This window comes from Chitinibacter sp. GC72 (assembly GCF_009760905.1).
In the GTDB taxonomy this organism is placed as follows: domain Bacteria; phylum Pseudomonadota; class Gammaproteobacteria; order Burkholderiales; family Chitinibacteraceae; genus Chitinibacter.
On sequence record NZ_VIRW01000028.1, the window covers coordinates 1 to 22829 of the forward strand.

Below are 22829 nucleotides of genomic sequence, written 5' to 3' on the forward strand. Positions count from 1 at the left end.
GCGGTTAACGGTGTTGGTGATGGATAACGCGACAGTGCATCACCATTTTGATGAAGAGGTGGTCAATCGTTGGTTGGTGGATCATCGTTTTGTGGTGATGTACTTGCCAGCGTATAGCCCTGAGCTCAATTTGATCGAGATCGTGTGGAAACACGCCAAGCATTTTTGGCGTAGCTTCAAGTCGTGGAGCAAGGATAAATTGGTCGAAGAAGTCCACACCCTTTTATCCGGCTTCGGTTCTAAATTTAAAATTAGTTATGCGTGATTACTTAATGCCATGTCGCCGCTGATAATCCGCATACGCTCGCGCGATCTTGGCTGATACTTGTGGCGGATCGCCCAGCCCAAATTCCTGCTGCAATTTGGTCTTGTTGCTGTCCATATAGTTAATCACCTTGGCCAGATTGGCTTGCTGCTTGGCGAAGAAGTTATTCTGCTCAGTCAGCAGCGTGGCGCTTTGGGCAAAATGGCTGGCAAAGTCGCTGACCGCTGCGGCTGCGGCGGTGGGTTGCTGTGACCAGACGGTACTTAATTTTTGCGTATCGAGTTGCGCCATATTGGTGGCGGGATCAATCGTTAGCCCCAGCACTGCCATGCCCTGAATACCTTGCTGCGCGCCGTGAAACGGGCTGGCGATGCTTTGGGCCAATTCATACCGCGCCACTTGCGCCGCTTGCGTGCCTACCAATAGCTCGGGGTCTTGCAGGTCGGTGTCAAAATTGCGCCGCCATTGATTGTATTGATCGGCCAGATTTTGTAATTGCGCTTTCACGCTGGCAAAGTCTGCCGTCGCGTCGATTTTACTGAGCGATTTTGCCGTCAGTGCCAGCTCACCCACGCCCGTTTGCATATCGCTCAGGCGCGCCGACTGCGCGGGGTAAATCACGCCCAGCTGATTGATATGGCTCATCATGCGGTAGGCACTTTCAGGATTGCTCAGCGCCAGATTGCGCCCCAGCGGCGATAAGCCTGATATACCCTGGCTTGTATTGACTTGCAGATTATGAATGGACTGCTGTTCAGAGATATACCCTGCTGCAAGACTGCTAATGTCAAAAGTTGCGGGTTGGCTATTCAGCTCGCTCAGTGTACGGGTTTTAAATTGCCCGATTTGCTGGATTAGCTGGTTCAAGTCCTTGGCATTGATGCTCATGATGCACTCCTTGTTCCTTTGGCTGTATTGAAAGCAAGAATAGCGCCAAGCGGGCGGCCATGAAAAAAGCCATCGTGGGATGGCTTTTTTTGTCTGCAGACAATATCTGCGCTCGGCTAGAACCATGCACCAAAATTGGCTTTGAAGGCATTCACATTCTCGCCAAACAAGTAGCTAAAGCCCACACGCAAATCGGCATCTTTGGCCAGAATGCTGCGCTTGGTGCCAAAGGTGACGCCGATTTCATCCTGATAGTTGCTAAATAGCTTGGTGCCGGTATAGCGGGTGTCAATGATAAAGGCTTCCCAGCTCAATGGCTGATCGCCAATCGACCAGCCGCTGTCCATGGCAAAGAGCAGGCCATTGCGATAGGCAATATTGCGAATGCCGGGGTTAAACTCGGTCTCGTCCAGTTTCATTTTCATTACTTTGTAGTAGCCGACCATATTCGCTAGAGTCAGGCTCCAGTTGTCTGAACCAAATTCATAGCTGGATGCGAGTGAGCCGGACAACATCCAGCCAGCACCTGCCAGATCTTTGGAGCCTGCGGCCCTGACTGCGGTGGCTGCCGATAATACCCAGTTACTGCGGATAGGGTGTCGGTAGACCAGACCAACGCTGGCATCAACCGCTTTTGCCCCTTCTACTGTTGTGTAGCCCAGAGGAATATTGACGATGAGCTCATGGTTGGGCTCGTTAAATTGCCGGGTATAGGTCAATGGCAGGGTGAAGCCATCGCTTTTCATCTCCTTGGCATTGCCTGTCTGCTCGCTCACAAAACGGTTGTAGCTGATTCCGACGCCAAAATGATTTTTATCATCTGTCGAGCCCACTCCCTGCGCGCCGTGCCACATCAAGGCCGCATCATTAGCCACCGAGCGACTCATCAGGCTGTTCGGATTACCGGCAAGCGGGTCTACCGGGGAAACTTTGGCACTTTCTTTGATAAATACATTGAGTAAGTCGGGATTATTTTTCAGATATTCGACCAGCATATCTTCACTTTGGTCACGCGTTACACCTGTAAATGTTTGATTAACGCCAATGCTGGGGATATTCAATGTAAGCCGGGTTTGATTGGCACTCGGGTAGGCTAGGGTCATGGGAATGCCGCGGAAATTGATTTGCGCATTTACCGCTTCAGTGCCGGTGTAATTTTGATAGATGCTTTTCAAATTGCTAGTTTCCAGCGTGTGGATTGCATCTTCTGCCGAGGTGTAACTATCGCTGCTAATCTGACCATTCATCGTGGTCGTGATATCAAATACACCTGCCTGGCTGAGTGCGCTGCTGACAACAAGGGTGCTGGCGATGGCCAAATAGTCCAGTTTCATTTGTTCTCTCCATTGTGTGTTTGATTACTTCGGAGATAATTTTAGCGCAAACAAATTTGTGATATAAATTGTCGGGTGCTGACAAAATAGAATTGTCGCTTAAATATCACGTTTCGATTCCGATCAGGCCTTTTTCGATCAATTCATCGAGCAAAAAGCTAAAGTCGGTACCCGCCAAGCTATCGGGTGCGTAGCTAAATACATCCAGATTGTCGCCAACGGCGGCCATAATGTCGTCATTTTCGTGGATGATGGTATTGAGCAATTCACGCGGAAAGTGCTTTTGCAATTGGGCGCGTACTTTTTCGTGCGTTTCATGGCCTTCTTTAAACCGATTGACCAAATAACGACGCTCGCGGCGGCGATCGAATTTTTCTAGCCCGAATAGCGTGCGCTCCAGCATGCATGCGCCATTGAGTGCCAAGTATTCAGCCGCTACGGGTATCAGGATCAAATCCGCAGCCAGCAAGGCCGAAAACGACAATATCCCCAGCATCGGGCTGCAATCAATAATTATTGGCGTGCCGCTACCGGCCAGCATTTCGGCCTCGAGCGCCAGTTTGAGGCGCCACAAATGATCGCGATGTTTGCCCAGCTGCGAGTCGACGCGGGCTAATTCCAGATGCGAAGGGATGAAATGAATGCCGGGCCCTGAGGTCTGAATCAGATCGGTCAGCGGTGACGTACCTTGATAAAAGCGGTACATCGTTTGATTGGATTTGGGGTTGAGCCCCCAAGTGGCGGTCAGATGGGCTTGGGGATCCAGATCGATCACCAAAGGCGCAATGCCGTTTTGTACCAAAGTGGCGGCCAGATTGGCAGTGACCGTGGTTTTGCCCACGCCACCTTTCTGATTAAACACTGCAATTACCGTCATCTGAGTCCCGTTATTGTTTCCCGCGCGGACGCTGATTATGCCATGACGAAAGCCAGGCGGCATGGGTACAATGCCAAACCTTCCGAATCTGAGCATATTGTATGTCCAATCTCACCCAACGTCTGGCACAGGAACTCAATTGCAAAGCGGCGCAAGTGGCCGCCGCTGTGGCTTTGCTCGATGAAGGCGCCACCGTGCCATTTATCGCCCGCTATCGCAAAGAGGTGACCGGCGGTCTGGATGATGGACAGCTACGTTTACTGGCCGAGCGATTGCGCTATCTGCGCGAGCTGGACGAGCGCCGCGCCAGCATCATCGCCACGATCACAGAGCAAGGGCAAATGAGCGCCGCTTTGCGCTCCCAACTCGATGCAGCTGATAACAAGCAAACGCTGGAAGATCTGTATCTGCCATATAAACAAAAGCGCCGCACCAAAGCGCAAATTGCCCGCGAGGCCGGGCTGACCACATTGGCCGAGCAATTGCTAAAAAATCCGCAGCAAGACCCGGACACACTCGCAGCCAAATTTATCTGCGAAGGTTTTAGCGACGTAAAAGCCGTACTCGAAGGTGCCAAAGCCATTTTGTTAGAGGGCTGGGGTGAAGACGCCACGCTGATCGGCCAGCTGCGCAGTCATTTGCAAAGTAGCGGTTTGGTCACCAGCAAAGTGGTGAAAGGGCAGGAGCAGGTGGGGGCGAAATTTGCCGACTATTTTAATTTTGCCGAGAAATGGGCCGCCATGCCCTCGCACCGTGTGTTGGCGGTCTTGCGCGGCGCGAATGAAAAAAACCTCAGCATCGGCATTCAATTGCAGGAAGAAATCGAAAATGGCGCGCGCAGCAAAATCTGGAGCAGCGCCGAGCAGCGCATCGCAAGGCATGTGGGCATTAGCGCCCATTGCGCCGAGCTGTGGCTGGGCGAGGTGGTGCGCGCCGCGTGGCGCACCAAGCTGGGCGTCTCGCTGGAAAACGAGCTGCTCACCGCCGCGCGTGAGCGCGCCGAGCTAGAAGCGATTAAAGTCTTTTCACGCAATCTAAAAGACCTGCTACTGGCCGCACCAGCGGGCCCGCGCTGCACGCTGGGGCTGGACCCGGGTCTGCGCACCGGCGTAAAAGTAGCGGTGGTCGATGCCACTGGCAAACTACTGGCCACCGATACCATTTACCCGCACGAGCCGCGCCGCGATTGGGATAAATCACTATTCACGTTGAAAAAACTATGTGACACACATGGCGTCGAGCTGATCGCGATTGGCAATGGCACGGCCAGCCGTGAAACCGAGCAATTAGCAACTGAGCTGATCGCGCAAATTGATGGAAAGAAACCAACGAAAGTTGTTGTTTCCGAAGCGGGCGCTTCGGTGTATTCGGCTTCTGAATTGGCCGCCAAAGAGTTTCCGCAGCTCGATGTCTCTCTGCGTGGCGCGGTGTCGATTGCTCGCCGCTTGCAAGACCCATTGGCTGAGCTGGTCAAAATCGACCCGAAAGCGATTGGCGTAGGTCAATATCAGCATGATGTGAATCAGACTGAGCTAGCACGGATGCTCGATGCGGTGGTGGAAGACTGCGTGAATGCCGTGGGGGTCGATGTAAACACCGCCTCGGCGGCGCTTTTGGCGAGGGTATCTGGCTTAAGCCCAGTACTCGCAAGCAATGTAGTGGCATACCGTGATGAGTATGGTGCTTTCAAAAACCGCAAAGCGCTGCTCAAAGTGCCACGGCTGGGGCCAAAAGCCTTTGAGCAGGCAGCGGGCTTTTTGCGCATTATGCAGGGCGATAATCCGCTGGATGCCTCGGCGGTGCACCCCGAAGCCTATCCGCTGGTGGAAAAGCTGCTCGCCAAACTGGGTAAAGATCTGCGCAGCACGATGGGGGATCGCGCCGCGCTGCAAGCGGTAACGCCCGAAAGCCTGACCGATGCGCAGTTTGGCCTGCCCACCGTCAAAGACATTCTGGCTGAGCTGGAAAAACCCGGCCGCGACCCGCGCCCCGAGTTCAAAACCGCCACCTTTGCGGCGGGGATTGAGAAAATCAGCGACCTGCAAGTGGGGATGATGCTCGAAGGCGTGGTGAGCAATGTCACCAACTTTGGTGCTTTTGTCGATATTGGCGTGCATCAGGATGGCCTCGTGCATATCTCGATGCTGGCCAATAGCTTTGTGAAAGATCCGCATGCGGTGGTGAAAGCGGGGCAGGTGGTGAAGGTGAAGGTGCTGGAGGTCAACGTACCGCGCAAACGCATTGCGCTAACGATGCGACTCGTCGACACGCCGCCAGCGGCAGACCGTCCAGAAGTCAAAGCCACCCGCCAGCCTGAACGTATCAATCCGGCCAAGCAGGCCGCACCAATGAACTCGGCCATGGCTGACGCTTTGGCCAGAATCAAGCGTTGAAACATGGCAATCAATATACTGGCGCTCGATGTGTGGCGATATGATCCGGGCAGAAAGAGCTGTCAGCTGATCGCGGCTTTGAGAGTATTAATGGATGCTGCCCATTCCCTGTTTCCAGCTTCAGCCCACAATTCGAAAAGTTCGGAATCCTCTGCACTGACGCGCTCAAGTACACGCTTTGCCTTGTCCAGCAAGGCGGTGCTGGGTTGCTCGTTGACGGTTTTAATCCATTCGTCAATTTTCTCGGTATATGCATCCGACTGGGTGCCTTTTCCGAGCAGTTTTGCCAGCACTTCCACTGCCGCCACTGCATTCGCGCCTTCGGGTGCCTCCAGATAATCTTCTGCCTCCAGAGCATCATCCAGTGCTTGCTCGACGATGGAAAGATCGCTTGATCCTTCCAGATCGTAAGCCCAATCGTTGGCATCGTCATTGCCAAATGGCTCATGTGACCATGTACCCATTGTCGTTCTCCTAATCAAATTGCGGTTTTTACCTAATGAAATCTACCCACCATCATTCATGCTGTCAATTTTGTAAGATTTAAGCGTCTTGTTATCGCTGGTGATCAGCGTGGAACCTCTGCAATAGTGCTGAGTCCTAAAATCTTTTTCCGGAAATCGATGCCATGACTCAGACCGAACAGCAGGCCATTCTGGCCATTACTTTGCTTGCCGCTTTTTGCGATGGCGACAAAGATAGCCGCGAGCGTGATGCGATCAAGCAGATTGCGGCGTCCCTGGGCGGCGGTGGTGTTGATTTGGCGCGCTTGTATCAGGATGTGCTGCTCAAACGCTATGGGCTGGCCGATGCGGTGGCGGCGCTGGGCGATGCGTCGCAGCGGCAGCTGGCGTTCGAGATGGCCGTGTGTGTAGTCGATGCCGATGGCCGCCAGACTGCGGCTGAAACGGCTTTTCTGGCCGAGCTGAAAGCGGCTTTGCAATTGGGCGGCGAGACGGCGAGTATCGAGGCCGAGGCCAATGCCTGGTTTGCTTACGATACACCTGCTGCGCCAGCGGCTCCCGCGATCCCCGTCGGTGGCGCAACGCCGGCGCCGGCCTTGCTGGCTTTGCCGCTGGAGGCCGATCGTGCGCTTGATGCGTCGGTGCTGCGTTTTGCCATTGTGTGCGGTGCGCTGGAATTGCTGCCGCAGTCGTGGGCCACGATGGCGATTGTGCCTTTGCAGCTCAAGCTGGTGCACAGCGTGGGTAAGGCCTATGGCGTCGAGCTGGATCAGGGGCATATTCGCGAGTTTCTGGCGGCGGCGGGCGTGGGGCTGACTTCGCAATATGTCGAGCAGTTTGGCCGCAAATTGCTTGGTGGCCTGCTGGGTAAGTATGTGGGCAAAACGGCGGGCAAGGTGGGTGGCGCAGCGACGGGGATCGCGTTTTCTTTTGCGACGACCTATGCGCTGGGGCAACTGGCGCGGCGCTACTATGCCGGTGGGCGCAAGATGGAAACGGCGGTGCTCAAAGACACCTTCAGCCAGTTGCTAGGTCCGGCTAAAGATCTGCAGGCGCAATACCTGCCACAAATCCAGCAGCAGGCCCGCTCGCTGGATTACGGCACGGTGATGCAGTTGGTGAAAAAAGGCGTCTAGCCGCTGTTTTATCCCCGCTTTAATTGTGGCGCTACTTGGGGCGCACATATTCTGAACAGGGGCGCGGTTTTCTGGTATCTTCTGCGCCCCCAATATTTTCAAGGGCTGTGCGCCAATACCCATTGGTTTGCGGCTCGTTAGGTAAGCCCCCATGATGGCCCGCACGCACATTGCATTTGCCTCGTTGATGATGGTGGCGTGCAGTGTTGGCATTTTGCAGCGTATGCCGCAGCTACACGAAGTCGCCATTGCTGGCGCTGCGGGGCTGCTGCCCGATCTGGATCATCCCAAATCCACTTTTGGCCGCATCGTGCCGTATATTTCCATCCCGCTGGCGGCGGTGTTCGGCCATCGCGGCTTTACCCATTCGATTCTGATGGTGGTGGTGATGGTCTATCTGTTGCTGGCCGATCATCAGAATCACAATTGGCCGGTCTTGCCACTGGTGGTGGGGTATTTGTCGCACATTATTGGCGATATGCTCACGCCTTCCGGCGTGCCGCTGCTGTGGCCGATGCGGCAGAAATTCTCGTTCAAACTGTTCAAAGCCGACGGGCCGATGGAGCAGCTGATCTATCGCTGCTGCTGGGTGGGCATCGGCTATTTCCTATGGGTGGCGCTGGGCAGGCCGGCTCAGGCTTGGCTGCAGCCTGTGCAGCAGCTACTCGAAGCGCAGCTCTGGCAATTATGGGCGTCCGGCAAGGTCTGGCTGGTGTACTGGGTGGAGCGGCTGGCCGCAGCTTGAATCAGCTTTCAAGGGCGATTATCTGCTGCTTACAAGCGGTAGCGGTCTGCGGGCGAGCAATCGATGAATGCATATACCCATGCTAGCAAATCGGGAGCTTCCATTGCATTTAACAGGTGCTCACGTTGATCAGCTGCTGGCTGTGCCGGAACAGATTGGCGTCTATGTTGGGGTAAGCATAATCCAACTCTGTAAGGAGATTATGATGCGTACGGTTAATCTATTTTTTGCCTGTCTGCTGCTTGCCACAGCCAGTCAGGCGGCTGATCTGAAAACGGCGCGTGCCGAAATCGAAGCGACCTATAAAAGCGATTTGACGGTTTGCCTTGAGTTTGACAAGGGCGAGCAGGCCGATTGCAAAAAAGAGGCGCAGCAGCAGCGGCAAGGGGCTTATCGAATGGTATGGGATCAGCGTGACCCCAAAGCGCCGCTGCCATCCTATCAGGGTGACTTGAAAAGCCAGAAAAAGCAGATCGAAGCTGATTATCAACTGATGCAGTCGGTGTGCAAGGAGCTGAGCAAGGCCACGCAGCCCACCTGCAAAACCGAGGCCAGCAAGCAGAAAAAAGCAGCGCTGAAAATCGCGCTCAGCAAACCGGCCACCGTGGCTTCTTGTCAAGGATGCGGCGTGGTTAGCCGTGTTGCGGTGGTGGATCAGCCGGGTGAAGGCTCATGGATAGGTGCAATCAGCGGGGCAGCCGTTGGCGCCGGGCTGGGCAGCATGGTTGGGAAGGGCAGTGGGTGTACCGCGGCGATTATTGCTGGTGCACTGGGTGGTGCCTATGCCGGTAATAAGGTCGAGGGCAAAATGAACGAGAAGAAATTTTACGAAGTGACCGTGAAATTAAACGATGGCAGCGAGCAGAAAATTGCTTTCGATAATCCCAATCACGGTTTCAAGGAAGGCGATAAAGTCCGGCTGGATAATAAGCAGTTGGTCAAACGCTAGTTGACGTTGGCTTGCCAGCGGCAAGCCGCATGGGTCTGTTTGATCAGTCAGGCCAGTTTGGCAACGCCCGGCTTGGCAATTTTGCTCGGTGGGCAGCCAAAATGGTGGCTAAAGCGGCGCGAAAAGCTGGCAATTTCCTGATAACCCAGCGCGGTGGCGACATGGGCAACGCGCTGGCCCTGCGCCAGCCAGTCGCGAGCCAGCTGCATGCGAATGTCGAACACCAGCTGCGCGGGCGCACGGCCATAGCGGCGCTGGCATAGCCGATGCAATTGCGTCGCGCCCAGCCCCACGTGCTGGCACAGCGTGCTGACCGACCAGTTGCCCGCCGGATCGCGGCGAATGCTGTCGAGTAATTGCACCAGTGCCTGCTCCTGCTGGGGGCGCTCTTGCGCCAGATCAAGCAAGCGCTCGAGCTGCCGGCTCACAAGATCCAGTGATTGCAAGACCAGCGTATCGTGTGCGCCAGCGTTGCCCAGCTGCGCTTCGCGCTGAAACAGCGACACCGCGTCGTGCAGTCTTGCCCCATGCGGGGTCTGGTCTACCCAGCAGTTCGGGCGATTCAGGTATTGCCAGCGTGGCTCATCGTTGAGCAAGAACCACACATGCGGCATGGCCGCCTCGCCAATCCGTCTATAGCCGCGCCGCCCGCGCGCAGGCAGTACGGCAAACTCGCCTGCGCCGATGCTCCAGCGCTGATGGCCCTCGAATATTTCGGCCGTGCCGCCCAGCAGCACGATCAGCACATGGAAAGGCGGGTCAATCCTCTCGATTTCACATGGCCCATCCGGCTTGCCTACCCCGCACATATACAAGCCGTATTCACGCATGGCCGGGCACGACGCCTGATGAAAAACATGCGCCCCAACGTGTCGTGATGCATCAGACTCGCTGACCGTGGCAAGTTCAAAACGCTCGTAATAGATGGTCGGCATGGTGTTTCCTGTGGGGATCTAGCGCCCGCAGCTGGGGCGCATTCAAGCGCAGAATCGAACAAGTTTCAAGCTAAACGCGAACATTCTAATGAGAAAAACCGGCGATTAGAATGGGGCTGCAAGCTGCTTCACAGTTTCAATCCTGATGTCGCCTAAACGCTGCGAAATCGGACCAAAGATGAAATTTTATTGCAACCCCGGGGTGTCGGGGACCGATTAGCAGTATCTGTCCCAGCAGCTGCATCCTGTCTGAAATCGCGCCGATCCGGGGGAGTGTGCACAATAAGTGATGAAACAAGCCTGATTGTTTTGCTGCTGGCGGTGGTCTTATTCCCGCTGCTGTATCGCCTGTTTTTCCAAGGGGTCAGCCGTAGCAACCAGCTATAGCCCTATCCATTTTCTGCATGAACTAATAAAAAAACGCTCGGAAATGAGCGTTTTTTTATTGGGGGTATGTTGATGAAAATCATTGCTATCAATGGATGTAGCAGTATACCCATGCAGTTAATCCTTGCGCTTCACGAAGAGCAGCTGAGTGTGATTTCTCTAGCCCAGTCCGGTGGCATGGTGGCGTAGGCGGCAAACTCGGGCTGCTCGGCGAAGGGCTGCATCAGGCAGCGATGCAGGCGCTCGATCTCGCTAAAGTCGCCTTGCTGGGCCAGTGCAATGGCGTTTTCGGCCAGATAGTTGCGCAAAATGTACTTGGGGTTGGCGGCGAGCATGGCCTGGCTGCGCTGTTCGGGCGTAATGCCATCGTTCAGTCTGCTTTGGTAGCGTGTCAGCCATTGATCGAATTCGCCGCGCGCCAAAAACAGATCACGCAATTCGGCGATGTTCTGCTGCAATGGCCAATGGCTCAAGCTGCGCCAGAATAGCGTCCAGTCCGTGTGTGTGGCCTGCATCAGCTCAAACAGATCGGTGATTAGCGTCCAGTCGTCTTCCTGCCAGGTGACAAATCCCAGTTTGCGCCGGAGCTGCTCGGCAAAGGCTGCTTCAAACTGGGTTTGATATTCACCCAATGCGGCCAGCAAATCGTCACGTGGAATTAGAGGCAGCAGGGCTTGCGCCAGACAATGCAGATTCCACAGGCCGATTTGCGGTTGCTGATTGTAGGCATAGCGCCCCGTTTCGTCCGAATGATTGCAAATATGCCCCGCATCAAAGCCATCCAGAAAACCATAAGGGCCGTAGTCAAGGGTTAGCCCCAGAATCGACATATTGTCGCTATTCATCACGCCATGACAAAACCCCACCGCCTGCCAGTGGGCAATCAGCGTGGCCGTGCGGCTGATCACTTGCTCCAGCATAGCCAGATAGGGCTTGCTGGCATCCCGGCATTGCGGGTAATGGTGTGCAATCACCCAATCGGCCAGCTCGCTTACCCGTTCAGGCTCACCCTGATAAAAGAAATATTCAAAATGTCCAAAACGGACAAAAGTGGGCGCCAGCCGTGTTACTACCGCCGCCGTCTCGCGGGTTTCGCGCCAGACAGCTTGTGGCGAGCCAGCCATCGCCAATGCACGGGTAGTGGGGATACCCAGGTGGTGTAATGCCTCGGAGGCCAGGTATTCCCTAGTGCTGGAGCGCAATACTGCCCGACCATCGCCACGACGTGAAAAGGGCGTCGGGCCAGCACCTTTGAGCTGCATTTCCCAGTGTGCGCCATCGGGGGCACAAAACTCGGCGATCAGCAGGGCACGGCCATCACCCAGCTGGGGTACATTCACGCCAAACTGATGGCCGGAATACACGCTGGCCAAAGGCTGGCTACCTGGCGGCAAGCGATTGCCCAGCAAAAAATCTGCATCATCCTCCCCCAGCACGAGCCCCAGCTCCTTGGCCAGAGTGTGATTGAGCACCACATTGTGCGGCGCAGGCATTGGCGTTGGCAAAGTCTCAATCCAGAAGCGTGAATGCAGCAGGCTAAAGCGCGGGGACAGCGGCAACTGGGCAAGTGTAAAAGCCATGGCAATCTTTAAAGTTGAGTAAATTAGTCGGATATTTTAAACCGACATCGATCAAATTGTCAGTAGCGACTGAAGGTGCTCGCGTAGTCGGATTGAACGACTTGGGGTATATTTGTAGAAACTAATATTCATAAGGATTGGGTGGCTATACATTGATGATGTATAGCGAACTGATGATTTCCGCAGTTTGATAGTATGAGCCAAGCAGAACAGATGCCGCAGCACACGTAAACTAAAACTGCGGTCTTGTTGAAACATTCGCTCATTGTGGCTAGCCTCAGTCTGCTCATTTGCATAAGATAATGCCCTTGCCCTGATCAACCCGCACAGATGGAAAACACGCATGTTTAATGGCAAATCACTATTAATTACGGGTGGAACTGGCTCATTTGGCAAACAATTCATCCGTACTTTACTGGCAAAATATCAGCCCGCTAGAGTGGTGGTGTTTTCCCGGGATGAGTTGAAACAGTTTGAAATGCAGCAGGAATTCAATGCGTCGTGCATGCGATATTTTCTCGGTGATGTTCGTGATGCAGATCGTTTAAAACAGGCCATGCGGGGAATTGATTTCGTCGTGCATGCCGCCGCACTGAAGCAAGTGCCCGCAGCGGAATACAATCCCACCGAATGCATTCGCACCAATGTGAATGGCGCTGAAAATGTCATTAATGCGGCAATTGAAAATGGCGTGCAAAAAGTAATTGCTTTGTCGACCGACAAAGCATCTAGCCCCGTCAATCTATATGGTGCAACTAAATTACTCTCTGATAAGCTTTTCGTTGCTGCCAATAATATGACAGGCAGTCACCCAACACGATTAGCAGTGGTGCGTTATGGTAATGTCGTTGGCTCGCGTGGTTCGGTAGTGCCGTTCTTTCGTAAGCTAATCGCAGAAGGCGCAACATCTTTGCCAATAACTGATGAGTTAATGACTCGATTTTGGATTACCCTAGATCAAGGTGTTGATTTTGTTATGCAGGGGTTTTCACGCATGCACGGTGGCGAACTGTTTGTTCCAAAAATTCCATCTGTGCGCATTGTCGATTTAGTCACTGCAATGGCTCCACAGCTTAATCGGCATATCATTGGAATTCGGCCAGGTGAAAAATTGCACGAAATGATGATTTCACGTGACGATAGTCTTCATACAATTGAGTTTGCAGACCATTATGTAATTACACCATCGATACAATTTAATTCCCAGGGCAATTATTTGAAAAATGGCAAAGGGGAGACGGGTTGGCCCGCTGTTGCTGGATTTAAATACACCTCAGATACCAATAATGATTTTCTATCAATTGCGCAATTGCAGGCCTTGGACAGTCAAGTTAAATGAAAACGGTGATTCCTTATGGCCGTCAAGACATTAATGCTGCTGACATTGCTGCAGTATTGGAAGTGTTGCAGTCCGATTTTTTGACGCAAGGCCCTGCGATTGAGCGTTTTGAAAATGCCATTTGCCAAATCACCGGCGCGCGTTATGCCGTGGCTTTGTCGAGCGCTACGGCAGGTTTGCATTTGGCTTGCCTTGCGCTGGATGTTGCCGTGGGAGATCGGGTTTGGACTAGCCCAAATACCTTTGTCGCGAGTGCTAACTGTGCTAGGTATTGTGGTGCAGATGTTGATTTCATTGATATTGAAGCAGATACTGGTAATATTGACGTCAATATGCTGAGTGAGAAATTAGCGCAGGCGGCTCAGAATGGCTGCCTACCAAAGCTTCTTATTCCGGTGCATTTTTCCGGACGTAGTTGTGCAATGCAAGCCTTAGATCAGTTGGCAAAACAATATGGTTTTGTGGTGCTGGAAGACGCGGCACATGCAATTGGAGCGTCATATCAAGGAACGCCTGTTGGCGCCTGCCAATACAGTCGTGCAACCGTATTTAGCTTTCATCCAGTAAAAATTGTGACAACTGGCGAGGGTGGAGTGGTCACTACCAATGATGAGGGGCTGTACAAACGATTGTTGCGCTTACGCAGCCACGGGATTAGTCGTGATCCGCAGCAAATGACCCATGCGGGCGATGGCGCTTGGTATTATCAGCAGCTTGAATTGGGTTTTAATTACCGTATGACCGATATTCAAGCCGCGCTAGGTTGTTCGCAGTTGCAGCGGCTCTCGGATTTCATTGCACGGCGGCGCGCGCTGGTTGCACGTTATCGAACCGCTTTAGCTGAGTTGCCAATTCAATTACCGCGTGCAGATGCCGATAATGAGTCAGCGTGGCACCTTTTTGTTATTCGTGTTGCAGCAACGAAGCGCAAAGCCATTTTCGATTTCTTACGCAGCGAAAACATTGGCGTGAATGTGCACTATATTCCTGTGTATTTGCAGCCGTACTATCAGACTTTGGGCTTTGCTTCAGGTTGCTGTCTAGAAAGTGAAGCTTACTATCAGCAAGCAATTACATTGCCTTTGTATCCGGCTATAACTGATGCACAGCAAGATCGAATAATTGAATTATTAAAATCTATGATTTAAGGCCAATCATGCGTGAATTGACTGAGCAAGAACAGTTTTGGCAGGGTAAATTTGGTAATGATTATGTCGAGCGTAATCAAGGAGCCACTTTATTGGCGTCCAATATAGCCTTATTTGCTAAAGTACTAGGCTACTGTCAGCCGTTGCAGAGTATTCTGGAGTTTGGCACTAATTGCGGCATGAATTTACGCGCTTTACAGCAACTAATTCCTACAGCTAAATTGTTAGGCGTTGAATTAAATCAAAAAGCATGTGAGCAAGCTAATAAATTAGGTATTGCTGAGGTGTGGCAGGGTTCATTGTTTGACTTTTCGATTGCTGAAATGGTTGATTTGAGTTTCACTAAGGGCGTGTTAATTCATTTGGCACCAGATCTGCTGCATAAAGCCTATGCTCAGCTGTATCACAGCAGTCAGCGCTATATTTTGATTGCCGAGTATTACAATCCATCTCCAGTTGAAGTTAATTATCGTGGTAATCAAGGTAAACTATTTAAGCGCGATTTTGCTGGGGAGATGCTCGATTGCTATCCTGATTTACAATTGCGTGCTTATGGCTTTGCTTATCATCGCGATCCTCTGTTTCCTCAAGATGATACGACATGGTTTTTATTAGAAAAGCATAGTGCTTTATTAAGTCAACATGCCTAAGTCAATTGCGATTATTCCTGCGCGGGGGGGCAGCCAGCGGATTCCGCGTAAAAATATCAAACTGTTTCATGGGCGCCCTATCTTGGCGTATTCAATTGAGACGGCGCAAGCTAGCGCTCTTTTTGACCGAATTATTGTTAGTACCGATGATGCCCAGGTCGCTGAGTTAGCCTTGCAGTTCGGTGCCGAAGTACCATTTATTCGTCCTGCTGACTTGAGCGACGCGCATGCAACGACAATGGCAGTGATGCAGCATGCGATCAATGCGTTGCGGGTTGATGGTTTTGAATTTGATTTTGCGTGCTGTATTTATGCTACGGCACCTTTTCTGCAGCCTCATTTTTTGCGTGAAGGTGAGCGCTTATTGGCCGAGCAAGCAGATGCAATGTATGCCTTTTCGGTTACGAGTTTTGCATTTCCAGTGCAACGAGCCTTGGTTTTGAATGAAGAGGGGCGTCTTGATGCGCTCTATCCGCAGTATCGGAATACGCGCTCCCAGGATTTAAGCGAGGCGCTGCATGATGCGGGGCAGTTTTATTGGGGGCGCTGCGATGCGTGGGTGCGTGGAGAGGTAATTTATTCCCCTCTCTCTTTACCCGTAAAACTCCCTCGGTATTTAACTCAAGACATTGATACTGTTGAAGATTGGCAATTGGCAGAGCACTTATATTCAGCCTTAATTGCAGCAGGGAAAATCTCACAAGGTGCGGCTTTATGAAAGTACTGATTCGTGCAGATGCATCAAGTACGATCGGCGCTGGTCATGTGATGCGCTGCTTAACGTTGGCTGCGGCTTTGCGGAAGTGTCATGTCGAGGTGACTTTTGCGTGTGCAGACCTAGCTGGTCATATAATTGATACAGTATATGCCAGTGGATTCGAAGTTGTATCTCTACATGGGCTATACCCTTTGGATTGGCAGGCTGAGGTGCAAGAGCTTCAGACGAAACTAGATGTAGTTTTTGATTGGCTTATTGTCGATCATTATCAGCTTGATTGGGAATGGGAGCGAGCTATCCGCCATTTGGCACGACGGATTATGGTTATCGACGATCTTTGTAACCGACGACACGATGCTGATATATTGCTTGATCAAAATTTATGCGCAACTCCGCAGTTATATCAGCGGTGGTTATCAAAATCATGCCGCCTCTTGCTCGGGGCTCGCTTTGTGTTGTTACGCCCTGAGTTTGCCGAGTTTAAAGTGGCTATTAAACCTGAATTAACGCGGATTGTGGTTAACTTTGGGGCTGCAGATCCAAGTCGAGAACTTTTCAAAGTTATGGATGCTTTGCAGGACTGTGAGCAATTTACGGTTGATTTTATCGCAGGTTGTAGTAACTCAGCTTGGTCTGAATTGCAGCAACGAGTTGGCCTCAGCCCGCGTTGGCGTCTGCATCAGCATATCGAGCATTTAGCTCAGTTTATTGCAGAGGCTGATTTATTTATCGGCGCAGCAGGTTCAAGCAGTTGGGAGCGAGCGCTAATCGGGTTGCCTTCAATATGTATTGCTGTCGCTGATAATCAGGTCAAGCCCGCCCAAGTAATGCAAGATAGGGGTATGCATGTTTATCTTGGTGAGAGTCGTGCTGTTAGTGCGAAAGTAATTCAGCAACATTTGCTGGCTCTGACCTTGACCCAGCGTCAATCATTGTCGACTACATCAATCGCTGCGATAGATGCTCATGGTGTGGAGCGGGTTGTCGCTGCCTTAATGCAGTTTGAATTACAAATTCGCTTGGCAACCAACGCTGATGCGCAGCTCATTTTTGATGCAAGAAATGCCCCTGAAGTTCGTCGCCATTCCATGAAAACTGCTGTTATAGAGTGGGACTCCCATTGTCTTTGGTTGGAACGGCAACTCGTCAACACTGATTCATTACTACTGATTGGCTCTGCTTTTGATGGAGAGGTCGGTGTGGTTCGTTTTGATCGTTGTGATCAAAGCGCTGCCGAGGTTTCCATTTATTTATTGAGCAAGCGTTTGGGTTTAGGTTGGGGGCAATTTTTATTGAAAAATGCCACAGACTATTTGCGCCAGCAATGGCCAACAATAAAGAGTATTAAAGCAAAAATTAAAAAAGATAATCTGCCATCGATTAAATTATTTAGCTGTCATGGCTATCAATGTGATGGTGCTTACTATGTGCATAGCCTTTGAAAGGTGAGTTGAGAAGGGTTTGAAATGAGCGTAATTAAAATTGCATCTCGAGAAATTGGTCCTCATTCGCCACCATTTGTTATTGCTGAGATGAGTGGCAATCATAATCAATCATTAGAACGTGCTTTGGCGATTGTAGATGCCGCTGCTAAAGCAGGTGCACATGCCATTAAGCTTCAGACTTATACGGCTGATACGATGACTTTGGATTTGGATACGAATGAATTTCATATTGCTGATCCGGATAGTTTATGGTCTGGCACATCGTTGTATCAATTGTATCGACAAGCTTATACGCCTTGGGAGTGGCATCAAGCAATTTTTGAGCGCGCCAATCAATTAGGTGTGCTGGCATTTTCAACGCCATTTGATGAAAGTGCGGTTGATTTTTTAGAGAGTTTAAATGTTCCTGCTTATAAAATCGCTAGTTTCGAAAATACAGATTTACCTTTGATTCGCAAAGTCGCGGCCACTGGTAAGCCGATGATTATTTCGACAGGGATGGCAAGTGCCTCAGAATTAGATGAAACTGTCCGTGCGGCACGAGAAGCAGGATGTAAAGATTTAATTTTATTAAAATGTACCAGTACTTATCCTGCTAGCCCTGAAAATACTCATTTGCGTACGATTCCACATTTGCGTGAACTGTTTAATTGTGAAGTCGGTTTGTCCGACCACACGATGGGCGTCGGTGTTGCAGTGGCTGCAGTTGCATTGGGTGCTTCTGTCATAGAAAAGCATTTCACTTTAAGCCGTGCGGACGGTGGCGTTGATGCTGCTTTTTCCCTAGAGCCTGATGAACTTCATCTGCTAGTTGCAGAATCAGCTAGAGCTTGGCAAGCGATGGGTGAAATTAAATATGGTGGTAGTCAATCTGAAGAAAAATCAAAGGTATTTCGACGCTCTTTGTATGTCGTGCAAGACATTAAAAGAGGTGAGCGTTTATCAGAGCTGAATGTTCGCTGTATTCGACCAGGGTTAGGTTTGGCTCCTAAATACTATAATCTCGTACTTGGTGCATGTGCTCAATATGATTTAAAAAAAGGTCAGCCGCTGCAATTTGATGCTGTTATTTTGAATAAATAATCTAGGTCGATTTCACATGTTGAAATATTGCGTACGTTGTGTAATGCCAAATTCAAAACCTGATTTACAGTTTGATAAATTAGGTGTTTGCAGTGCATGTCGTAGTTTTGAAAATAGAAAAGAGATAGATTGGGATGGGCGCAAAAGTCAATTTATGGCCTTGGTTGAGAAGTACCGTTCTATGGCTAAGGGGGCATGGGATTGTATTGTGCCTGTTTCTGGGGGGAAAGACAGTACATATCAAGTGATTAAATTACTTCAATTGGGTCTAAATCCATTATGTGTTACTGCAACAACCTGTGATTTATCGGATATCGGTCGAAAAAATATCGATAATATTAAAAATTTAGGCGTTGATTTGGTTGAGTTTTCACCAAATCCGGTCGTAAGAAGGAAATTAAATCGAATAGGGCTCACCAAGGTTGGTGATATTTCGTGGCCTGAGCATGTAGGCATATTTACGATTCCAGTACGTGCAGCAGTTCAGTACGGTGTTCCTTTGATTGTTTGGGGAGAAAATTCTCAGAATGAATATGGCGGTCCAGCAGCCGCGGCCGGGAATAATGTACTGAATCGACGTTGGCTAGAAGAATTTGGTGGTTTATTAGGAATGCGGGTCGAGGACATGATTGGTATCGAAGGTATTGAGGCCAAGCATATCTTGCCATATTTATATCCAAGCGATGAGGAATTAGCAAAGGTAGGAGTTACTGGCGTATTTTTAGGATATTACTTTCCATGGGATGGATATAGTAATGCATTAATTTCTCAAGCATATGGCTTGACTACATTTTCTGCTGTTGTTGAGGGTTCTTGCGTCAATTATGAAAATTTGGACAATTACCAAACTGGAATTCATGATTATTTCAAATTTCTAAAGTATGGCTTTGGACGTGCTACTGATATTGCTTGTTTGCATTTAAGGCGTGGCCGTTTGACTCGGGAAGATGCTATGGCCATCATTAAAAAACATGATGGTCAGTTCCCATGGTCATATTTAGGTAGGCCATTAAAAGATATTTTGGCGCCATTGGATATGTCTGTTGATGATTTTATTGAACTATGTGATAAGTTTACGAATAAGAAAATATTTATGCGTGATGAGAATGGTCTTTTGCTTAAAAAGAAAGATGGCAGTCTTATTAAAATAACCGATGATAACAAATGAAGGTGCTTATTGTTGATTATGGCATGGGGAATCTTGCCTCTGTAGCTCGTGCCATTGAAGTAGCAGGTGGTCGGGCTATGATTTCGTTATCGCCAATGGATATAAAAAAAGCCAGCCATATCGTTCTGCCTGGTGTAGGAGCTTTTCCAGATGCTATGCATGCTTTGCATCACGGAGGTTGGGTTGAGTCCTTAATTGAAGCATTTAATGTGCAATGTATTCCAGCGCTTGGTATTTGTTTGGGGATGCAATTACTTGCGGATTATGGTGAGGAGCACGGTATTACGCCAGGACTTGGAATCATTGGTGGACGCGTTTGTCAGATGGTTCCTCAGGCCGGTGAACGTTTGCCACATGTCGGTTGGAATGAGGTGATTCAAGTAAAACAGTCCGAGCTTTTCGCTAGAACTGAACCATCAGCCGATTATTATTTTGTGCATAAATATCATTTTAATGCTGCTAACCAAGAGTCGATTTTGGCAACATCTAATTACGCTGGTGGTTTTGTTTCGGCAATACAGCGTGAACATGTTTTTGGAGTTCAATTTCATCCAGAGAAAAGCTCCAAAAATGGCTTGCAATTAATACGAAATTTTTTGGCTATGGGCTAAATGGTATGTTGAAAACAAGGATAATTCCTACTTTACTCTTGGGCAACTTTGGATTGGTGAAAGGCGAGAGGTTTGATGCTTGGCGCCAAGTCGGTGCAGCATTACCAGCAGTGGAAGTTTATAATTTACGTGATGTTGATGAGCTAATTATTCTAGATATTAATGCAACAAAAGAGATGCGAGCGCCCGATTTTGATTTAATTTCAGAATTAGCATCTTCGTGTTTTGTGCCGCTAACTGTGGGCGGGGGCGTCGCTACGATAGAAACTATCCAAGAGTTATTGCGTGCGGGTGCAGACAAAGTTTTGATTAACACCGCGGCATACCGAGATGAGCGATTTGTGCTTGAGGCAGTGAGGAAATTTGGGTCTCAGTGTATTGTTTTGGGCATTGATGTTCGCCGAGATATTTCTGGTGCATATTTTTGCTATTCTGAGTCTGGAAGTAAGAGTGAAGGTGTAGATCCTATTCAATGGGCTTTGCTGAACGAAGCCCGAGGTGTTGGTGAAATTGTAATTCAAAACATCGAACTCGATGGAATGATGACTGGATACGATTTAATTATTACGAATTTACTCGCAAGTGCGGTGGCACTTCCTATTATTGCATCGGCGGGTGCAGGCCAATATCAGCATTTATTACAAGCGATTGAATGTGGTGCAATGGCAGTGTCGGCAGCTAGTATGTTTCATTTTACGGAGCAAACCCCAGGTGGTGCTAAATTTTATTTGGAAAGCAAGGGAATTTCCGTTCGTAAATAAAAACTTTTGGATAAAAATATGAATAAAAAGCAGTATGCTGATTTGCTTTCTAAATTTAATCAGGGAGATTATCTTGAGGTAGTTAGAGTAATCGGGGTGCTAGAAGATAAAAATTTTGATCTTTTAAAATTGGAATCGGCTTCATGGTCATTGCTAGGTAATTATCCTAGTGCGAAAACTGCATATTTAGAAGCGTTAAAGATAAAACCTAATGATTTCGAAGTCAGATACAATTTTGCAAAGCTTGAAAAATTGCATGGTAGCATCATTGCTGCGGAAGAAATGTTGCAGGATTTAAGCCGTGATTTTTCTTTTAACGAGCAGGTACTGATTGAATTAGGAGTTTTGGCATCTGAGCGCGGTGACTACAAACTGGCAGAAGAGTATTTCAGAAAGGCTTTAGCTTTACAACCTAATAATGTAATTGCTGCAAAGAATTTATCAACTTTGTTAACTCATAGCGGTAAATTTAACGCTGCGATTGACCTGCTTAGTAATAGGCAATTTATTGGAAATGTATCAATAACTTTACAACTGGCGACGATAGCGCAGCTTGCGTCCCATTATGCAGAGGCAGAGCGGCTTTTTCTTTCTCTACTCGATGAAAATAAATTTGCTCAGTTGAATAATGAAGAAAAGGTTTCTTTTTATACCAATTATGGTGGTTTACTGGTAGAGATAGGGCGCCCGGCTGAAGCTGAGGCATTGTATCAGAAGGCAATTAATTTAAATGAGCATAGTGTAATGGCTCATTTAAATTGGGCTTTATATTATTACAAAGTTTTAAATGATTATGGTAAAGCGGATGTACATTTTAGAAAAGCAGTAGGGTTAGAGCCGGATGGTATTGAAGTCAATAAATGGTATGGTAACTACCTAAGAGATATGGGTGATGTTGGTAGGGCTTTAGATTTACTTCGATCAGCCGCAAGTCATAGACCTGATGAGCCCGAGCTACTGTATAACTTGGCTCTTGCGGAGTTAAGTAATGGAGAGCTAGAGCTAGGGTGGTTGCACCATGAGATGCGTTGGATTCGGCCTGAAGGTGGCGTTAAACCTGACTATCAGGCGCCTGATTGGGAGGGGCAAGATGGTGAAGGCAAATCTATCTTAGTGTATAGAGAGCAGGGCTTGGGGGATGAATTCTTTTTTGCTACGTGCTTACCTGACTTGGCTAAGAAGTTCTCAGCAGTTGTTTATGCATGTCACCCAAAAATAGTGACGTTGATTGCTAGAAGTTATCCAGAAATAATTGTTATTCCAAATAGAGTTCCTCGACATGAGTTGGCGCTAGAGCAATTTGATTATAAGGCTGCTATTGGTTCGATTCCGCGATGGCTTCGTTCAAGTGTGTCGAAATTTCCTCTAGAACCTCGCCCAGTGCTTTGTGATCCGATTCGCGCGGCGCATTGGGTTGAACGTTTAGCAGCGTATGGTAATACGCTGAAAGTCGGTATAGCGTGGCGAAGTGGGTATGTTACTGATTTTCGGTCAAAATATTTCTTGCAGTTGCAGGAGATGGCTCCGCTGTTTGAGTTGAATAATATAACCATTGTCAACTTGCAATATCAGATTACCACAGAAGAGCGTGAGTTTTTGGATGCAAAGTTAGGGGTGGGCTGGGTATATCCCCGTGAAGTGGATTTATACGATGATTTGGATGCAAGTGCATCTTTATTTAAGGCGTGTGATTTGATTGTCTCTGTGGGTACATCAACTGCCGCTATTGCAGGGGCCATGGGTATTCCTACCTTGATGTTTAATCCTATGTTGCATGAATGGATGCAGCTAGGAACTGATGGCTACCCATGGTTACCAGCAATAACCATACTTGCAAAATCATTAGATCAGCCTTGGACGACACCTGTCCAACAAGCGGCCTATATTATTGCTGCATTGGCGGCTGAAAAAAAAGCGATTAAATCCTAAAGTCCTGCTTTTGTGTGTCGATAA

Annotated in this window: 21 protein-coding genes; 15 read left to right on the forward strand and 6 right to left on the reverse strand. The window is 49.4% G+C overall.

Annotation, left to right across the window (positions count from 1 at the left end; genetic code table 11):
* On the forward strand, window positions 1-265 hold a 265-nt coding region (locus FLS37_RS15490), incomplete at its 5' end, for a transposase (protein ID WP_157670880.1).
* Here the strand turns inward: FLS37_RS15490 and fliD are convergent.
* From fliD to FLS37_RS15505, 3 genes are all read right to left on the reverse strand, one after another.
* Entirely contained in the window at window positions 266-1153 is an 888-nt protein-coding gene (gene fliD, locus FLS37_RS15495; protein ID WP_157670881.1) for a flagellar filament capping protein FliD, read from the reverse strand.
* A 116-nt stretch (window positions 1154-1269) separates the two neighbouring features.
* Window positions 1270-2487: a hypothetical protein gene (locus FLS37_RS15500; RefSeq protein WP_157670882.1), complete on the reverse strand. Its 1218-nt coding sequence runs from the start codon at window positions 2485-2487 to the stop codon at window positions 1270-1272.
* Between the two features lie 106 nt (window positions 2488-2593).
* Complete coding sequence (locus FLS37_RS15505) at window positions 2594-3364, reverse strand: ParA family protein (protein ID WP_157670883.1); 771 nt, start codon at window positions 3362-3364, stop codon at window positions 2594-2596.
* A 101-nt stretch (window positions 3365-3465) separates the two neighbouring features.
* On the opposite strand from FLS37_RS15505, the gene FLS37_RS15510 reads away from it, so the two are divergent.
* Window positions 3466-5757, forward strand: a complete 2292-nt coding sequence (locus tag FLS37_RS15510) for a Tex family protein (protein ID WP_157670884.1) — start codon at window positions 3466-3468, stop codon at window positions 5755-5757.
* Window positions 5758-5819: 62 nt separating this feature from the next.
* Here the strand turns inward: FLS37_RS15510 and FLS37_RS15515 are convergent, their stop codons facing one another.
* Window positions 5820-6221: a DUF4259 domain-containing protein gene (locus FLS37_RS15515; protein ID WP_157670885.1), complete on the reverse strand. Its 402-nt coding sequence runs from the start codon at window positions 6219-6221 to the stop codon at window positions 5820-5822.
* Between the two features lie 164 nt (window positions 6222-6385).
* Between FLS37_RS15515 and FLS37_RS15520 the strand changes: the two genes are divergently transcribed.
* The 3 genes from FLS37_RS15520 (at window position 6386) to FLS37_RS15530 (ending at window position 9051) form a co-directional block, all read left to right on the forward strand.
* On the forward strand, window positions 6386-7357 hold the full coding sequence (locus tag FLS37_RS15520; protein WP_157670886.1) for a TerB family tellurite resistance protein: 972 nt from the start codon (window positions 6386-6388) through the stop codon (window positions 7355-7357).
* Between the two features lie 151 nt (window positions 7358-7508).
* A complete protein-coding gene (locus FLS37_RS15525) occupies window positions 7509-8102 on the forward strand; it encodes a metal-dependent hydrolase (protein WP_157670887.1) in 594 nt (197 codons plus the stop codon).
* Window positions 8103-8304: 202 nt separating this feature from the next.
* Window positions 8305-9051 (forward strand): glycine zipper 2TM domain-containing protein, encoded by a 747-nt coding sequence (locus FLS37_RS15530; protein WP_157670888.1) that lies wholly within the window; start codon window positions 8305-8307, stop codon window positions 9049-9051.
* Between the two features lie 47 nt (window positions 9052-9098).
* Here FLS37_RS15530 and FLS37_RS15535 read toward each other — a convergent pair whose 3' ends face one another.
* Both FLS37_RS15535 and FLS37_RS15540 read right to left on the reverse strand, forming a co-directional pair.
* Window positions 9099-9986, reverse strand: coding sequence for an AraC family transcriptional regulator (locus FLS37_RS15535; protein WP_157670889.1), 888 nt, complete (start codon window positions 9984-9986; stop codon window positions 9099-9101).
* A 518-nt stretch (window positions 9987-10504) separates the two neighbouring features.
* Entirely contained in the window at window positions 10505-11953 is a 1449-nt protein-coding gene (locus tag FLS37_RS15540) for a YdiU family protein (RefSeq protein ID WP_157670890.1), read from the reverse strand.
* 343 nt (window positions 11954-12296) lie between these two features.
* Here FLS37_RS15540 and pseB point away from each other — a divergent pair, with 343 nt between their 5' ends.
* From pseB to FLS37_RS15590, 10 genes are read left to right on the forward strand one after another with little or no spacing between them, the layout of a single operon-like run.
* Entirely contained in the window at window positions 12297-13292 is a 996-nt protein-coding gene (gene pseB, locus FLS37_RS15545) for a UDP-N-acetylglucosamine 4,6-dehydratase (inverting) (protein ID WP_157670891.1), read from the forward strand.
* Window positions 13289-14440 carry a UDP-4-amino-4,6-dideoxy-N-acetyl-beta-L-altrosamine transaminase gene (gene pseC / locus FLS37_RS15550; protein ID WP_198314675.1) on the forward strand — a complete coding sequence of 384 codons (1152 nt, stop codon included), beginning with the start codon at window positions 13289-13291 and terminating at the stop codon, window positions 14438-14440. Before pseB ends, pseC begins: the two co-directional genes overlap by 4 nt.
* An 8-nt stretch (window positions 14441-14448) precedes the next feature.
* The gene (locus FLS37_RS15555; protein ID WP_157670892.1) at window positions 14449-15090 is read left to right on the forward strand and encodes a pseudaminic acid biosynthesis-associated methylase; all 642 of its coding nucleotides are present in this window, start codon (window positions 14449-14451) and stop codon (window positions 15088-15090) included.
* Window positions 15083-15808 carry a pseudaminic acid cytidylyltransferase gene (pseF, locus tag FLS37_RS15560; RefSeq protein WP_157670893.1) on the forward strand — a complete coding sequence of 242 codons (726 nt, stop codon included), beginning with the start codon at window positions 15083-15085 and terminating at the stop codon, window positions 15806-15808. Before FLS37_RS15555 ends, pseF begins: the two co-directional genes overlap by 8 nt.
* Window positions 15805-17250, forward strand: a complete 1446-nt coding sequence (pseG, locus tag FLS37_RS15565) for a UDP-2,4-diacetamido-2,4,6-trideoxy-beta-L-altropyranose hydrolase (RefSeq protein WP_157670894.1) — start codon at window positions 15805-15807, stop codon at window positions 17248-17250. The genes pseF and pseG overlap by 4 nt, the downstream gene beginning before the upstream one ends.
* A 24-nt stretch (window positions 17251-17274) precedes the next feature.
* Window positions 17275-18336, forward strand: coding sequence for a pseudaminic acid synthase (pseI, locus tag FLS37_RS15570; protein ID WP_157670895.1), 1062 nt, complete (start codon window positions 17275-17277; stop codon window positions 18334-18336).
* 16 nt (window positions 18337-18352) lie between these two features.
* On the forward strand, window positions 18353-19504 hold the full coding sequence (locus tag FLS37_RS15575; protein WP_157670896.1) for an N-acetyl sugar amidotransferase: 1152 nt from the start codon (window positions 18353-18355) through the stop codon (window positions 19502-19504).
* Complete coding sequence (gene hisH, locus FLS37_RS15580) at window positions 19501-20115, forward strand: imidazole glycerol phosphate synthase subunit HisH (protein WP_157670897.1); 615 nt, start codon at window positions 19501-19503, stop codon at window positions 20113-20115. Before FLS37_RS15575 ends, hisH begins: the two co-directional genes overlap by 4 nt.
* Before the next feature lie 5 nt (window positions 20116-20120).
* Complete coding sequence (gene hisF / locus FLS37_RS15585) at window positions 20121-20876, forward strand: imidazole glycerol phosphate synthase subunit HisF (protein ID WP_157670898.1); 756 nt, start codon at window positions 20121-20123, stop codon at window positions 20874-20876.
* An 18-nt stretch (window positions 20877-20894) separates the two neighbouring features.
* Complete coding sequence (locus FLS37_RS15590) at window positions 20895-22805, forward strand: lipopolysaccharide assembly protein LapB (protein ID WP_157670899.1); 1911 nt, start codon at window positions 20895-20897, stop codon at window positions 22803-22805.
* Window positions 22806-22829 lie beyond the last annotated feature (24 nt).

What these genes read in the sequence shown, in the direction of transcription:
- fliD (WP_157670881.1), bottom strand. Translation starts at nt 1,153, where the DNA reads ATGAGCATCAATGCCAAGGACTTGAACCAGCTAATCCAGCAAATCGGG.
- FLS37_RS15500 (WP_157670882.1), bottom strand. Translation starts at nt 2,487, where the DNA reads ATGAAACTGGACTATTTGGCCATCGCCAGCACCCTTGTTGTCAGCAGC.
- FLS37_RS15505 (WP_157670883.1), bottom strand. Translation starts at nt 3,364, where the DNA reads ATGACGGTAATTGCAGTGTTTAATCAGAAAGGTGGCGTGGGCAAAACC.
- FLS37_RS15510 (WP_157670884.1), top strand. Translation starts at nt 3,466, where the DNA reads ATGTCCAATCTCACCCAACGTCTGGCACAGGAACTCAATTGCAAAGCG.
- FLS37_RS15515 (WP_157670885.1), bottom strand. Translation starts at nt 6,221, where the DNA reads ATGGGTACATGGTCACATGAGCCATTTGGCAATGACGATGCCAACGAT.
- FLS37_RS15520 (WP_157670886.1), top strand. Translation starts at nt 6,386, where the DNA reads ATGACTCAGACCGAACAGCAGGCCATTCTGGCCATTACTTTGCTTGCC.
- FLS37_RS15525 (WP_157670887.1), top strand. Translation starts at nt 7,509, where the DNA reads ATGATGGCCCGCACGCACATTGCATTTGCCTCGTTGATGATGGTGGCG.
- FLS37_RS15530 (WP_157670888.1), top strand. Translation starts at nt 8,305, where the DNA reads ATGATGCGTACGGTTAATCTATTTTTTGCCTGTCTGCTGCTTGCCACA.
- FLS37_RS15535 (WP_157670889.1), bottom strand. Translation starts at nt 9,986, where the DNA reads ATGCCGACCATCTATTACGAGCGTTTTGAACTTGCCACGGTCAGCGAG.
- FLS37_RS15540 (WP_157670890.1), bottom strand. Translation starts at nt 11,953, where the DNA reads ATGGCTTTTACACTTGCCCAGTTGCCGCTGTCCCCGCGCTTTAGCCTG.
- pseB (WP_157670891.1), top strand. Translation starts at nt 12,297, where the DNA reads ATGTTTAATGGCAAATCACTATTAATTACGGGTGGAACTGGCTCATTT.
- pseC (WP_198314675.1), top strand. Translation starts at nt 13,289, where the DNA reads ATGAAAACGGTGATTCCTTATGGCCGTCAAGACATTAATGCTGCTGAC.
- FLS37_RS15555 (WP_157670892.1), top strand. Translation starts at nt 14,449, where the DNA reads ATGCGTGAATTGACTGAGCAAGAACAGTTTTGGCAGGGTAAATTTGGT.
- pseF (WP_157670893.1), top strand. Translation starts at nt 15,083, where the DNA reads ATGCCTAAGTCAATTGCGATTATTCCTGCGCGGGGGGGCAGCCAGCGG.
- pseG (WP_157670894.1), top strand. Translation starts at nt 15,805, where the DNA reads ATGAAAGTACTGATTCGTGCAGATGCATCAAGTACGATCGGCGCTGGT.
- pseI (WP_157670895.1), top strand. Translation starts at nt 17,275, where the DNA reads ATGAGCGTAATTAAAATTGCATCTCGAGAAATTGGTCCTCATTCGCCA.
- FLS37_RS15575 (WP_157670896.1), top strand. Translation starts at nt 18,353, where the DNA reads ATGTTGAAATATTGCGTACGTTGTGTAATGCCAAATTCAAAACCTGAT.
- hisH (WP_157670897.1), top strand. Translation starts at nt 19,501, where the DNA reads ATGAAGGTGCTTATTGTTGATTATGGCATGGGGAATCTTGCCTCTGTA.
- hisF (WP_157670898.1), top strand. Translation starts at nt 20,121, where the DNA reads ATGTTGAAAACAAGGATAATTCCTACTTTACTCTTGGGCAACTTTGGA.
- FLS37_RS15590 (WP_157670899.1), top strand. Translation starts at nt 20,895, where the DNA reads ATGAATAAAAAGCAGTATGCTGATTTGCTTTCTAAATTTAATCAGGGA.